Genomic DNA, 14,985 nt, shown 5'->3' on the forward strand with positions numbered 1-14,985 from the left:
CCCCGCGGCCCGGCGCACCCGGGCCCGCCCTGCTCAGCCGGCCGCTCCGGCCGGCCCCGCCGCGGCGTCGATGAAGTCGAACAGCTCCTCGTCGGTCGCGGTCTCGTCGAGGGCCGCGACGTCCGCGCCGCCCGTCAGCGCCCGCAGGAGCTCGTCCAGCTTCGCGGCGACCACCGCGCGCTCCTCGGCGGCGAGGGCCCCCGGGTCGATCCCGGCCGCCACCGCGTCGAGATCGGCGACGATCCGGGCGGCCGGGTCGTCGTCGTCCGGCGCCAGCTCGTCGAGGACGAACCGGGCCAGCGCCGCCGGCGTCGGATGGTCGAAGACGACCGTGGTCGGCAGGCGCAGCCCGGTGGCGGCCTTCAGCCGGTTCCGGAACTCGACGGCGCCGAGGGAGTCGAAGCCGAGGTCCTTGAACGACTGGTCGGCGCCGACCGCGGACGCCGAGTCGTGGCCGAGCACCAGGGCGGCCACCGAGCGCACGAACTCCAGCGCCGCGGCCTGCCGCTCGCGGTCCGGCAGGCTGGCCAGGCGCTCGCGCAGCCCGTCCCCGGCGCCGGCGGCGCCCGCCTCCGCGGTCCTGCGGCCCGTTCGGATCAGTGAGCGCAGCAGCGCGGGCGGCCCGCCGTCTCCCGACCTGCGGCGGATCGCGGCGAAGTCGAGCCGGCAGGGCACCACGGACGACGCGCCGAGGCGCAGGGCCGCGTCGAGGAGCGCCAGCCCGTCCGCCGCGGACATGGGGACGATGCCGCCCCGGCTCATCCGCGCCCGGTCGGTGTCGGTGAGGTGCCCGGTGAGGCCGCTCTCCTGCGCCCAGAAGCCCCACGCCAGCGACACGGCGGGCAATCCGAGGCGCTGCCGGTGACGGGCCAGCGCGTCCAGGAAGACGTTGGCGGCCGCGTAGTTGGCCTGGCCCGCGCCGCCGAACACTCCCGCGGCGGACGAGAAGAGCACGAACGCCGACAGCGGGAGGTCCTTCGTGGCCTCGTGCAGGTTCCAGGCTGCGTCGACCTTGGGCCGGAACACCGCGTCGAGCTGCTCGGGCGCCAGGTCGGTGAACAGGGCGTCGTCGAGGACGCCCGCGGCGTGCAGCACGGCGGTCAGCGGGTGCTCCGCCGGGACGGCGGCCAGCAGCCGGTCCAGCGCGGCGCGGTCGGCGGTGTCGCAGGCGACGATCTCGGCTTCCGCGCCGAGGCCCGCGAGTTCGGCGGCGAGCTCGGCGGCGCCGGGCGCGGCCGGGCCGCTCCGGCTCGTCAGGATCAGCCGCCGCACCCCGTGCGCGGTGACCAGGTGCCGGGCGACCAGCCCGCCGAGCAGCCCGGTGCCGCCGGTGACGAGGACCGTCCCGGACGGGTCCAGGGGCTGCGGCAAGGCCAGCACGTTCTTCCCGATGTGCCGGGCCTGGCTGAGGTGGCGGAACGCCTCGGGCGCCCGCCGCACGTCCCAGACGGTGACCGGGAGCGGGGCGAGGGTGCCGTCCGCGAGCATCCCGACGCACTCGCGGAGCAGCTCGCCCATCCGGTCGAGGCCCGCGTCGGCCAGGGTGAACCACCGGTACTCGACGCCCGGGTGGCGGGCCGCGACCTCGGCGGCGTCCCTGATGTCGGTCTTGCCCATCTCGATGAACCGGCCGCCGCGCGGCAGCAGGCGCAGCGACTCGTCCACCAGCTCCCCGGCCAGCGAGTTGATGACGATGTCGACGCCCTCGCCTCCGGTGGCGGCGAGGAACGCGTCCCCGAAGCCGGCCGTCCGCGAGTTGGCGATGTGGTCGTCGTCGATGCCGAGGGCGCGCAGCGCGGGCCACTTGCCGGGGCTCGCGGTGGCGAACACCTCCAGCCCGAGGTGCCGGGCGAGCTGGACGGCGGCCATCCCGACCCCGCCGGTCGCCGTGTGGACCAGCACCCTCCCGCCCGGCTTGGCCGAACCGAGGTCGACGAGCGCGTAGTGGGCGGTGAGGAAGGCGAACGGCAGCCCGGCGGCGACGCGGTCGGCCATGCCGTCCGGGGTTCTGGCGACGACGCGGGCGTCCACCGTGACGACCGGCCGGACCCCTTCGTCGGTGCACAGCAGGACGCGGTCGCCGGGGTCGAGGCCGGTGACGTCCTCGCCCACGTCGAGGACCACGCCCGCGCCCTCTCCCCCGATCATCGCGCCGAAGGTGAGCGCGGTGTCGACGAGGCCGAGCGCGACGACGACGTCGCGGAAGTTCAGGCCCGCGGCGTGCAGGGCGACGCGCACATGGCCGGGCGGGACGGGTTGTGTCGTGGACTCCCCGGTCTCGCGCAGCAGCAGGTTGTCCGCGCCGAGCGTGCCGGTGCCCGCGGTCTCCAGCACCCAGGGCGCGTCGCCGGTCGCGGCCGCCGCGCCGCCGACGGTGTCGCCGCCCGCCCGCACCAGCCGCTGCGCGAACCAGGTCCCGGCGCGCAGCGCGAGCTGCGGCTCGTCCATGGCGACGGCCACCCGCGCCGCCTCCTGCCGGTCGTCGGGGGCGTCGGTGTCGACGAGGACGATCCGGTCCGGATGCTCCGCCTGCGCGCTCCGCAGCAGGCCCCACACCGGCGCGTGCCTCAGGTCGGTGACGTCCTCCGCGCCGTCGGCCGGGACGGCTCCGCTGGTCATCACGACCAGGCGGGCTTCGTGCCCCGGGTCGGCCAGCCGGGTGCGCACCCGTTCGAGGACGTCCGCCACCGCGGCCCGCGTCTCGGCGGGGAGCCCGGGCCCGGCGGGGCCGGGGCCGGGTGGCAGCCACAAGAGGTCGGTTTCCGCTCCCCCCGTGCCGGTCGGCGCAGTGCTTGCCGGCGCAGTGCTTGCCGGCGCAGTGCTTGCCGGCGCAGTGCTTGCCGGCGCAGTGCTTGCCGGCGCAGTGCTTGCCGGCGCAGTGCTTGCCGGCACGGACGGGGCGGGGACCTTCACCCACACCGGTTCGAACAGGGCGTCCAGCGCGGCCTGCCGCTGGACGTCGAGCTGGTCGTCGGAGATCGTCCGGACGGTCAGCGCGTCGACGGTGCAGACGGCCCCGCCGGCGGAGTCCGCGATGTCGACGGCGGTCCGGTCCGCGCCGTCCGGACGGAGCCTGACCCGCAGGTCGGCGGCGCCGGAGGCGTGCAGCGTCACCCCCTCCCAGGAGAACGGAAGCGGCACGCCCCCGCCGTCGCCGGCGGGCGCCGCCAGAGCGGCGGCGTGCAGCGCGGCGTCCAGCGCCGCCGGGTGCAGCCCGAACGCCGCCGCGTCCGACCGCGCGGGGCCGGGCAGCGCGACCTCGGCGAACACCTCGCCGCCGCGCCGCCACACCGCGCGCAGCCCCCGGAAGGCGGCGCCGTACTCGTAGCCGCGCGCGGCCAGGTCGTCGTAGGCCCCGTCGATGTCGACCGGCTCCGCGCCCCGCGGCGGCCAGACCGCCAGGTCCCGCGTCCGCGGCGGCTCAGGGTCCGCGGCCCGGAGGGTGCCCTCGGCGTGGCGGGCCCACGGGCGCTCCTCGGCAACCGCGGCGCCCGCCGCGACCGGACGGGAGTGGACGGTGACCGGACGGTCCCCGTCCTCGATCGGGCCGCCCACGCGCACCTGAAGCTCCACCGCCGTGTCCTCGGCGAGGACGAGCGGCGCCGCGAGGACGAGCTCGCCGACGCCGGAGCAGCCGGTCTCGGCCGCGACGTGCGCCGCCAGCTCGGCCAGCGCCGCGCCGGGCACCAGCACGGTTCCGCGCACGGCGTGGTCGCGGAGCCAGGGATGGGCGCCGAGCGAGAGCCGCCCCGCGAAGACCACGCCCCCGTCCCCGTCCGCCAGCGGCAGCGCCGCCCCGAGCAGTGGGTGCCCGGCCGGGGCCAGTCCCGCCGCGGCGACGTCCCCGCGCCCCTCCCGCGGCATCCAGAAGTCGCCACGCTGGAAGGCGTAGGTCGGCAGGTCCACCCGGCGGCCGGCGAGCAGGCGGGACCAGTCGACCGGCAGGCCGCGCACCGCCGCCGCGGCCACCGCGGTCAGCAGGCGCTCCCGGCCGCCGTCGTCGCGGCGCAGGGTCTCCAGCACCACCCCGTCCTCGTCCAGCCCGGCGCCGTCCAGGAAGTCCTGCACGCTCGGGGTGAGCACCGGGTGGGGGGTGCATTCGACGAACGCGCGCAGCCCCTGCTCGGCCGCCGTCCGGACGGCCTCCTCGAACAGGACGGTGCCGCGCAGGTTCCGGTACCAGTAGCCGGCGTCGAGCCCGGCGGTGTCGGCGACGTCCCCGGTCAGGGTCGAGATGAACGCGACCCTGGACGCCTTCGGGGCCAGGTCCGCGAGCAGGTCGCGCAGCTCCTCCTCGATCGCCGCCACGTGCGCCGAGTGGGAGGCGTAGTCCACGGGGACGCGCCGCGCTCGCACGCCCTCGGACTCGCAGGCGGCCACGAACTCCGCGCAGGCCCCGGCGGCGCCGGAGACGACCGTCGTGGCCGGCCCGTTGATCGCGGCGACCTCCAGCCGGCCGTCCCAGCGCTCCAGGCGCGCGCGGACGGCGTCCACCGGCTCCGGGACCGACACCATGCCGCCGCCGCCCGCGAGCCTCAGCAGCGCCCGGCTGCGCAGCGTCACGACCTTCGCGGCGTCCCGCAGGGACAGCGCGCCCGCGACGTACGCCGCCGCGATCTCGCCCTGCGAGTGCCCGATCACGGCGCGGGGCCGCACCCCCAGCGACCGCCACACCGCCGCCAGCGACACCATCACGGCGAACAGCGCGGGCTGCACCACGTCCACGCGGTCGAGCGGCGGGGCGCCCGGCGCCTGCCGCAGCACGTCCGGCAGCGACCAGTCCACGAACTCGGCGAACGCCGCCGCGCAGCGCTCGATCTCGGCCGCGAACACCTCGTCGGAGTCCATGAGCTCGACCCCCATCCCGAGCCACTGCGACCCCTGGCCGGGGAACAGGAACACCGGCCCCGGCTCCGCACCGGCCCGGCCGGTGACCACACCGGCCGCCGGGGTGCCCTCCGCCACGGCCTCCAGGCCGGCGAGCAGCCGGTCCCGGTCCGCGCCGACGACGACGGCCCGGTGCTCGAACAGCGAACGCGTCGTCACCAGCGACGCGGCCACGTCCGCCGGCGCGAGCCCGGGATCGGCGGCGACCCGGTCGGCGAGCCTGCGGGCCTGCGCCGCGACCGCCCGCTCCGACCGGCCCGACACGACCCACGCCACCGGGTGCGGCTCCCCGGGCGTCTCCGTGCCGGCCTCGGCCGTTCCCCCTTCCCCGGCCGCGCTCCCGGGAGCCTCCTCCAGCACCACGTGGACGTTGGTGCCGCTGATCCCGAACGCCGAGACCGCGGCCCGCCGAGGCCGCCCGCCGGGCCGCGTCCACTCCCTGGCCTCGCGCAGGACCTGGACGCCGCCCGTCCAGTCCACGTGCGGTGTCGGCTCGTCCACGTGCAGCGTCCTCGGCAGGACGCCGTGCCGCATGGCCTCCACCATCTTGATCACACCGGCGACGCCCGCGGCGGCCTGCGCGTGCCCGATGTTGGACTTGACCGACCCGAGCCACAGCGGCCCGTCCGGCCTGTCCCGCCCGTAGGTGTCGAGCAGCGCCTCCGCCTCGATCGGGTCGCCGAGCACCGTCCCGGTCCCGTGGGCCTCGACGGCGTCGACGTCGCCGGGCGACAGCCCCGCCGCCGCCAGCGCGGCCCGGATGACCTGCCGCTGGGCGGTGCCGCTCGGCGCGGCCAGGCCGTTGCTCGCCCCGTCCTGGTTCACCGCCGAACCCCGGATCACCGCGAGCACGCGCCGACCGTGCAGCACCGCGTCCGACAGCCGCTCCAGCAGCAGCAGGCCGGCCCCCTCGGCGAGCGCGAACCCGTCCGCCGCGGCGGCGAACGCCTTGCTGCGGGCGTCCGGCGCGAGGACCCGCTGCTCGGAGAACCCGACGAACTCGTCCGGGCCCGCGAGCACCGTGACGCCCCCGGCCAGGGCCAGGTCGCACTCCCCGGACCGCAGCGTGTGCGCCGCCTGGTGCATCGCGGCGAGGGACGACGAGCAGGCCGTGTCGACGGTGAGGGCGGGCCCGGTCAGTCCCAGCGTGTAGGAGATCCGGCCGGACACGACGCTGCCCGTCGTCCCGGTCGTCAGATATCCGGCGGCGCCGGGCGGCGCCTCCGCCAGGTCCGGGCCGTAGTCGTTGGAGAAGGCGCCCGCGAAGACGCCGGTACGGCTGCCGCGCAGCGTCCTCGGATCGATCCCCGCCCGCTCGATGGCCTCCCACGCCACCTCCAGGACCAGCCGCTGCTGCGGGTCCATCGCGTCCGCCTCCCGAGGGCCCACGCCGAAGAAGGCGGCGTCGAAGGCGGTGGCGTCCACGAAGCCGCCCCGGCGGACGTAGGAGGTGCCGACCGCGTCCGGGTCGGGGTCGTAGAGGCCCGCGAGGTCCCAGCCGCGGTCGGCGGGAAGGTCCGACACCGGGTTCGCACCGGTGGAGACGATCTCCCACAGCGCCTCGGGCGTGTCCGCCCCGCCGGGGAACCGGCAGGCCATCCCGACGATCGCGATCGGCTCCGACGCGCGGGACTCGGCGTCGTGCAGCCGCCGGCGCACATCGTTCAGCTCGACGGCCGCCCTCTTCAGATACGCGCGAAGCCGCTCTTCGTCCGCCATCTCCTCCGCCTTCCGGATTACGCGAAACTCGGTCGTGTGGTCAGCGCGGGGGCCCGGCGCCGTCGATCAGCGCGAAGAGCTCGTCGTCCCCGGCCGACTCGATGCGCTCCGCCGCCCCGTCCCCGGCGCCGGGGCTCCGCAGCGCACCGATGAGGCCGGTGAGCCTCGTCGCGGCGGCGGTGGCGACGGGCGGGTCCAGGTCGAGCCCCGCCAGCTCGTCGACGAGCCCGGCGAGTTCCGCCAGGAGGGCGGCCGCGCCGCGCCCGCTCCCGCGCCCGCCCGTCCCGTCCGCCGCCCCTTCCTCCCGCGCGGCGGGCAGCCGTTCGTCCAGGTACGCGGCCAGGTCGCGCGGGGACGGGTGGTCGAACACGACGGTCGCGGGCAGCGCGCCGTCCGTCATCGCGGCCAGCCGGTTGCGCAGCTCCACCGCGCCGAGGCTGTCGATCCCCGCCTCCTTGAAGCTCACCACCGGGTCCACCGCGCCTGGCCCGGCGTGGCCCAGCACGCGGGCCGCCGCCTCCCGGACGGCCTCCTCGACGACCCGGCGCCGTTCGGCGGTGTCCAGGCCGTCCAGCCGTGCGGCGAGGTCCGCCGGGCGTCGGGGCCGTCCCGGCGGGGCGGCCGTGCGCGCGGGAGGCGGCCGGTCACCGGCCACGTCGCGCAGGAGCGGCGGGACGCCGCCGTCCGCGGCGGCCGCCCGCAGCGCAGCGGGGTCCAGATGCGCGGTGAGCACCGCCGGAAGGCCGAGCGCCGCCGCCCGGTCGTAGAGCGCCAGGGCGCGGTGGGTCGGCAGCGGGCGGAAGCCGGACCGGGCGAGCCGGGCCAGGTCGGCGTCAGCGAGATGCCCGGTGAGCGCGCTGGGCCGCGCCCACAGGCCCCAGGCCATGGCCGTGGCCGGGAGCCCCAGCGCGGCCCGGTGCCGGGCGAGGCCGTCGAGGAAGGCGTTGGCCGCGGCGTAGTTCGCCTGCCCCGCCGTGCCGTGGACGCCGGCCGCCGAGGAGAACAGGACGAACGCCGAGAGATCCAGGTCGCGGGTCAGCTCGTGCAGGTGCCAGGCCGCGGCCGCCTTCGGGGCGAACACGCGATCCAGGCGGCCGGGGGTCTGGGCGGCCAGGACCGCGTCGTCGGTGACCCCGGCGGCGTGGACGACCGCGGTGAGCGGGTGCCGGTCCGGTACCGCTCCGATGAGCCGCGCCAGGGCGTCCCGGTCGGCGACGTCGCAGGACTCGATCGTGACGGCGGCGCCGAGCCCGGCCAGTTCCGCGGCGAGCGACTCGGCGCCGTCCGCCGCCCGGCCGCGGCGCCCGGCGAGGAGCAGCCGCCGCACCCCGTGCCCGGCGACGAGATGCCGCGCGACGAGCCCGCCGAGGACCCCCGTCCCGCCCGTGACGAGCACGGTGCCGTCCGGGTCGAGCGGGCGCGGCCAGGTGAGCACCACCTTGCCCACGTGCCGGGCCTGGCTGACGAACCGCAGCGCCTCGCCCGTGCGCCGGACGTCCCGGGGCGTCACCGGCGGCGGGGTCAGGACCCCGGCGGCGAACAGCTCGGACAGGTCCCGGAGGATCCGCTGGATCCGGTCCGGGCCGGCCGAGTCCAGCAGGAGGAACGGGCGGTAGTCGACGCCGGGGTGCGCGGCGGCGACCGCCGCGGCGTCGCGGACGTCGGTCTGCCCCATCTCGACGAACCGGCCGCCGCGCGGCAGCAGCCGCAGCGACGCGTCGGTCAGCTCGCCGGCGAGCGCGTTCAGCACGATGTCGACGCCGCGCCCACCGGTCCGGGCCAGGAACTTCGCCTCGAACTCCGCGGACCGCGAGTCGGCGATGTGGTCGTCGTCGAGGCCCATGCCGCGCAGGACGTCCCGCTTCGCCTCGCTCGCGGTGGCGTACACCTCGAGCCCGAGGTGGCGGGCGAACTGGACGGCGGCCGTCCCGACGCCGCCGGTCGCGGCGTGCACGAGCAGCGCCTCCCCCGGCCGCGCGCCGGCGAGGTCGCACAGCCCGTGGTAGGCGGTCGCGAACGCCACCGGCAGCGCCGCCGCCTGGACGAAGGACAGCCCCTCGGGGATCGGCGCCACCAGCCGGTGGTCGGTGACGGACGTCGAGGCCACGCCGTCGAACAGGCCCATGACGCGGTCGCCCGGCGCGACGCCGCGGACACCGGCTCCGACTTCGAGCACCGTGCCCGCGCCCTCCCCGCCGACGACCGCGTCCGGGTCCGGGTACATGCCGAGGGCGATCAGCGCGTCGCGGAAGTTCACGCCGGTCGCGCGCATCGCGACGCGGACCTCGCCCGGCCCTGGCCGGTGGCCTTCGCCGGGGTCGGCGGCGACGAGATCCGCGTCCGCGAACCCGCCCTTCTCACCGAGGACGAGACGCCACTCCGCACGCGCGGGGTCGACGCTCCGGCGGCCCGCCGCGTCCGCCCGGCGCAGCCGGGGCACGAGGTGGCGGCCCCGCCTGACCGCGACCTCGGGCTCGCCCAGCGCGAGAACGGCAGGCACGTCCAGCGTCGCGGCGTCGGCATCGGCGTCGACCAGGACGAGGCGTCCTGGGTGCTCGGCCTGCGCACTGCGGACGAGGCCCTGCACACCCGCCTGCGCCAGCCCGGTCGCCGTGACGTGCTCACCGTCGTCGACGGCGACGGCGCCTCGGGTCACGACCACCGCGGTGGGCGCGTCGCCTTCCCCGCCGCCGAGCAGGCGCTGCAGTTCGCCGAGTATGCGGGCGGTCGCCGCTTGCGCGGTGTTCAGGGTGCTCTCGGTGTTCAGGGTGCTCTCGGTGTTCAGGATGCTCGCGGGGCGGTCGCCGGGCCCGGCGTCCGCCGCGCAGTCCAGCACCACGAAGTCGGGCGAGGGGCCGCGCGGCCCGTCCGCGTCACCGGCGGCCGGGACCCACCGGACGGCGTACACCGGCCCGGCCTGGGCCGCCCCCGGGGCAAGCAGCCGGTCGGGCGAGACCGGTCGGACGGTAAGGGTGTCGACGGTGCAGACCGGCCCGCCCTCGGCATCGGTGACGGTGACGGCCGTGCGGTGCGGGCCGTCCGGACGGAGCAGCACCCGCAGGCCGGTCGCCCCGGAGGCGTGCAGCCGCACGCCTTCCCAGAGGAACGGGAGGAGCACCTCGCCGCCGGGGTCGTCCTCCTGGCAGAGCGCGAGCGCGTGGAGCGCCGCGTCCAGCAGCGCCGGGTGCACGCCGAACGCCTCCGCACCGGGGCGTGCCGGGCCGGGGAGGGCGACCTCGGCGAAGATCTCGTCGCCGCGCCGCCACGCGCCGCGCAGCCCCCGGAAGGCGGCGCCGTAGTCGTATCCGCGCTCCGCCAGCCGGTCGTAGGCGCCGGTGACGTCGATCGGCTCCGCGCCGCGCGGCGGCCACGCCCGCGTCCGCTCGGGCGGCCGCTCGTTCCCGGCGGCCGTGAGCACGCCCGCGGCGTGCCGGATCCAGTCGTCCTCCTCCGCCTCCCGGGAGTGGACGGCGAACGAGCGGTCCCCGGCCGGCCCCGGCCCTCCGACTCCGACCTGGATCTCCACGGCGCGGCCGTCCGCCACCGTGAGCGGTGTCTCCAGCACCAGCTCCGCCACCTGCTCGCACCCGGTCCGCGCGGCGGCGTGCAGCGCCAGCTCGACGAAGGCGGTGCCGGGCACGACCGCCGTCCCGCGGATCCCGTGGTCGCGCAGCCACGCGTGCGTCCCGGGTCCCAGCCGTCCCGTGAAGAGCACGCCGCCGTCCCCGTCCGCCGGGGAGACCGCCGCGCCGAGCAGGGGGTGCACGGCCGGCCGCAGGCCCAGGGCCGCCGCGTCGCCCGTCCCGCGTGAGGGAACCCAGAAGGCGCTGCGCTGGAACGCGTACGTCGGCAGCTCGACCCGCCGCCCGGCGGCGGCCTCCGGCCAGACGACCGCGCTCCCCGCCACGTGGGCCTCGGCGAGCGCCGTGTGGAACGACTCGGCCTCGTCGCGATCCGGCCGCAGCATCGGCACGGTCGGCGCCGCGAGCGCGTGCCCGGCCTCGGCGGCGTCCGCGCCGACGAGACCCGACAGGACCGTGCCGGGCCCGGCTTCCAGGTACAGGGTCGCGCCGCCGCTCTCGCGCAGCCAGCGCACGCAGTCGGCGAACCGCACCGGCTCCCGGACATGGCGCACCCAGTAGCCGGGCGCGCGGAGCTCCTCCGGGTCGGCGGGCAGCCCGGTCAGGTTCGACACCAGCGGGACCTCCGGAGAGCGGTACTCCAGCCCACGGCACACCTCGGCGAACTCGGCGAGCATCGGCTCGACGCGCGGGGAGTGGAAGGCGTGGCTCACCCGCACCGGCTTCGCCGTGACGCCCCGCTCCCACAGCTCGGCGGCGAGCTCGGCCACCGCGTCCGCGTCCCCGGACAGGACGACCGACTCCGGCCCGTTGATCGCGGCGATCGCGACCCGGTCGGCGCGGCCCGCCAGCAACGCGGCGGCGTCGCCCTCGCCGAGCCGGGCCGACAGCATCGCGCCGCCCGGCGGCAGCGCCTGCATCAGCCTGCCGCGCGCGGCGACCAGCCTCGCCGCGTGGGGCAGCGACCACAGCCCGGCGACATGCGCGGCCGTCACCTCACCGATGGAGTGTCCCGCCATCAGGCCGGGCCGCACGCCGCAGGACTCGGCCAGCCGGAACAGCGCCACCCCGACCGCGAACAGGGCGGCCTGGGTGTAGGCCGTCTCGTCCAGCGCCGCCGAGCCGGGCGCGCCCGGCTCGGCGAACACGACCTCCCGCAGAGGTCGCTTCAGTTCCGGGTCGAGGAGCGTACACACCTCGTCGAACGCCTCGGCGAACACGCGGTGCGCCGCGTAGAGCCCGCGGCCCATGCCGGCGCGCTGCGATCCCTGGCCGGGGAAGAGGAACACCGGCACCGGGCGGTCCGCGGCGCGGCCCCGGACGACGCCGGCCGCGGAACCGCCCGAGCCGACCGCGGCCAGCCCCGCGAGCAGCCCTCGGCGGTTCGCGCCCACGACCGCCGCCCGGTGCTCGAAGGCCGTCCGTGTCGTCGCCAGCGACGCGGCCACGTCCACCGGGTCGAGGGCGGGATCGGCCTCCGCCCACGCGGCCAGCCTCCGCGCCTGCGCCTCCAGCGCGTCCGGCGACCGGCCGGACAGCGTCCACGCGACCGGCCCGGGACGCGCGGACGGATCCGTCCCGTCCGCCGCCGCGGGCTCCCGCCTTCGAGGCGGCGCCTCCTCGATGACGACGTGCGCGTTGGTGCCGCCGACCCCGAACGCGGACACGCCCGCCCGCCGGGGCCGGGACGCCGCCGGCCAGCGCCGTGCCCCGGTCAGCGGCCGGACGGCGCCGGACGTCCAGTCCACGTGCGGGGTCGGCTCGTCCACGTGCAGCGTCGCCGGCAGGACGCCGTGCCGCAGCGCCGCCACCATCTTGATCACCCCGGCCACGCCGGCGGCGGCCTGCGTGTGGCCGAGGTTGGACTTCACCGACCCGATCCACAGCGGGTCGCCCGGCCGGTCCCGCCCGTAGGCGGCCAGCAGCGCCCCCGCCTCGATGGGGTCGCCGAGCGCGGTTCCGGTGCCGTGCGCCTCCACCGCGTCCACGTCGGCGGGCGCGAGCCCGGCGCGCGCCAGCGCGTCCCGGATCACGCGCTCCTGCGCCGTCCCGTTCGGGGCGGTGAGGCCGTTGCTCGCGCCGTCGGAGTTCACCGCCGAGCCGCGCACCAGCGCCAGGATCGGCCGCCCGTGCCGCACCGCGTCCGACAGCCGTTCCAGGACGAGCACGCCCGCGCCCTCGGCCCACGCGGTGCCGTCCGCGCCGGCCGCGAACGCCTTGCACCGCCCGTCCGGCGCCAGGGCGCGCTGCCGGGAGAAGCTCACGAAGGACGCCGGGCTCCCCATCACCGTCACCCCTCCCGCGAGCGCCAGATCGCATTCGCCGGACCGGAGCGCGCCCGCCGCCTGGTGCAGCGCCACCAGCGACGACGAGCACGCGGTGTCGATCGTCACCACCGGCCCGCAGAGCCCGAGCGTGTAGGCGATCCGCCCGCTGACCACGCTGCCCGCCGCCGCGGTCGCGGCGAACCCCTCCAGCTCGGCGGGCACCGCCTGCGGCAGGTGTCCGGAGGCCATCGCGCCGGCGAACACCCCGGTGCGGCTGCCCCGCAGCGACCTCGGATCGATCCCGGCCCGCTCGACCGCCTCCCACGACACCTCCAGCAGCAGGCGCTGCTGGGGGTCCATCGCGACCGCCTCGCGCGGCCCCACACCGAAGAACGCCGCGTCGAAGGCGGCCGCGTCCACGAAACCGCCGGCCCGCACGTACGAGGTGCCCGGCGCCTGCGGGTCGGGGTCGAAGAGCGCGTCCAGGTCCCAGCCCCGGTCGGCGGGGAAGCCCGACAGCGGGTTCGCCCCGCTCTCGACGATCTTCCACAGGGCGTCCGGGGAGTCGGCGCCGCCGGGGAACCGGCACCCCATGCCGACGATCGCGATCGGTTCGCCGGGCACGCCGGCCGCGGCCCGCGCGCCCGCGCGGGGCGCACCGGTCTGCGCGGGCGCCGTCACCGGCCGCCGGAGCGCCGCGATCGCCTCCGCCAGCTCGGCCGGGGTCGGATGGTTGAAGATCGCGGCGAGGGGCAGCGCCGCCCCGGTGTCCGACCGGAGCCGGTCGCGGAGCCGGGCGGCGCCGCGCGAGTCGAGGCCGAGGTCCCGGAAGGCGCGGCCCGCGTCGGCGGCCGTCAGGGGCCGTCCCGTCACCTCGGCGCAGTGGGAGAGCACGAGGTCGAGGTAGCGGCCGTCCGCGCCCTCAGGGCCGGGGGCCGGGGCCGGTGTCGCCGGAGCCGGAGCCTTCTCCGGCAGGGCGCGGCGCGGCAGCCCCGCCAGCTCCCGGCGGATGATCTTCCCGGACGGCGTCCGGGGGATCCGGTCGACGGCCCAGTACTCGGCCGGAACCTTGAAGTGCGGCAGCAGGGACCGGCAGTGCGCCTCGAGGCGCTCGCGCCCGGGCTCCCCGTCCACCACCACCACCAGCGCGACGATCTCCTCGCCGTACAGCTCGTCGGCCCGGCCGGTCACCGCCGCGTCCAGCACGCCGCCCTGCCGCCGCAGCGCGCCCTCGATCTCCGCGGGATGCACGTTCTCGCCGCCGCGGATGATGATCTCGCTGATCCGGCCGGTGATGGAGACGAACCCGTCCTCGTCCTGGACGCCCAGGTCGCCGGTCCGGTACCAGCCGCCGGCCAGCGCCGCCGCGGTGGCGTCCGCGTCGCCGTGGTAGCCGGCCATCACGTTCGGGCCGCTCGCCCAGATCTCGCCCTCGTCTCCCCGGGCGACGTCCTTGCCCGACTCCGGGTCCACGATCCGGAACCCGAGCCCGGGGACCGGCAGACCGCACGAACCGGGTGGCGCCGACCCGTCGAGCGGCGACATCGTGATGGGGCCGGACAGCTCGGTGCAGCCGTAGGTGTCCAGCAGGGGCGCCCCGAGGACCCCTTCGACGTCCCGGCGCAGGTCGGCGGTGGCGACGGCGCCGCCGCTCAGGCAGGCGCGCAGCCCCGGCGCCCGGACCCGCGCGCCCTCCGCGCTCCGCACGAGCTGCCGGAAGTAGGTCGGGACGCCCGGCAGCAGTGTGTGGCGGCCCGCCTCCAGCCGGGCGAGCACCTCCTCGGCGACGAAACCGTCCAGGTAGTGGGCCGAGGCGCCCGTCGCGAGCACCCCGACCACCCCGAGGTTGTGGCCGAGCGTGTGGAAGAGCGGGAGGGGCCACAGCAGCCTGTCCTCCCGCGACAGGCCGACCAGCGGCGCGTAGCACGCCGCGATGTTCCACAACGCGTTCCGCTGGGACGAGACCACGCCCTTCGGCACGCCCGACGTGCCGGACGTGTAGAGGATCCACGCCGGTTCGTCGAGATCGAGGTCGTCCCGGGGCTCGGCGCCCTCGTCCGCGGCGAGTTCCGCGTACGCGTGGACCCCGCCGACGGCCGCGGGCGCGTCGGTCAGCACGACCTCGATCCCCGGGCGCCGCTGGAGGACGTCCGCGAGCCTCCGGTACTGGGCCGTGTCGGTGACGAGAAGCCGGACGCCGGCGTCGTCCAGGATGTGGGCGACCTGCTCCACGGTCGCGACCGGGTTGACCGGCACGCCCACCGCCGACGCACGCAGGACGGCGACGTAGGACTCGGCCATCAGCGCGCCGTTGCCGAGGCACAGCGCCGCCCGGTCGCCGCGCCCGAGCCCCGCCCGGGCGAACGCGGCCGCGAGGGCGGCGGTGCGAGCCCGCAGGTCCGCGTAGGTGAGCGCGACGGTCTCGTCGGAGAACGCGACGTCCGCGCCGTGAGTCCGGGAGTGCTCGGCGAGAAGTTGCGGCAGCGGCCGGAGCAGGCTGTTCCTCAGCATCCCCGATCCCCCTCGTCCCT

Annotated in this window: 2 protein-coding genes; both read right to left on the bottom strand. The window is 77.5% G+C overall.

The window, feature by feature from the left end:
* Positions 1-33 precede the first annotated feature (33 nt).
* Entirely contained in the window at positions 34-6,606 is a 6,573-nt protein-coding gene (locus tag SM418_RS38040) for an SDR family NAD(P)-dependent oxidoreductase (protein ID WP_504230350.1), read from the bottom strand.
* 40 nt (positions 6,607-6,646) lie between these two features.
* A complete protein-coding gene (locus SM418_RS28630; RefSeq protein WP_371944211.1) occupies positions 6,647-14,965 on the bottom strand; it encodes an SDR family NAD(P)-dependent oxidoreductase in 8,319 nt (2,772 codons plus the stop codon).
* Positions 14,966-14,985: the final 20 nt, after the last annotated feature.

The sequence above is a fragment of the Actinomadura chokoriensis genome (genome assembly GCF_041463665.1).
GTDB classification, from domain to species: Bacteria; Actinomycetota; Actinomycetes; order Streptosporangiales; family Streptosporangiaceae; genus Spirillospora; species Spirillospora chokoriensis_A.

What these genes read in the sequence shown, in the direction of transcription:
- SM418_RS38040 (WP_504230350.1), bottom strand. Translation starts at nt 6,606, where the DNA reads ATGGCGGACGAAGAGCGGCTTCGCGCGTATCTGAAGAGGGCGGCCGTC.
- SM418_RS28630 (WP_371944211.1), bottom strand. Translation starts at nt 14,965, where the DNA reads ATGCTGAGGAACAGCCTGCTCCGGCCGCTGCCGCAACTTCTCGCCGAG.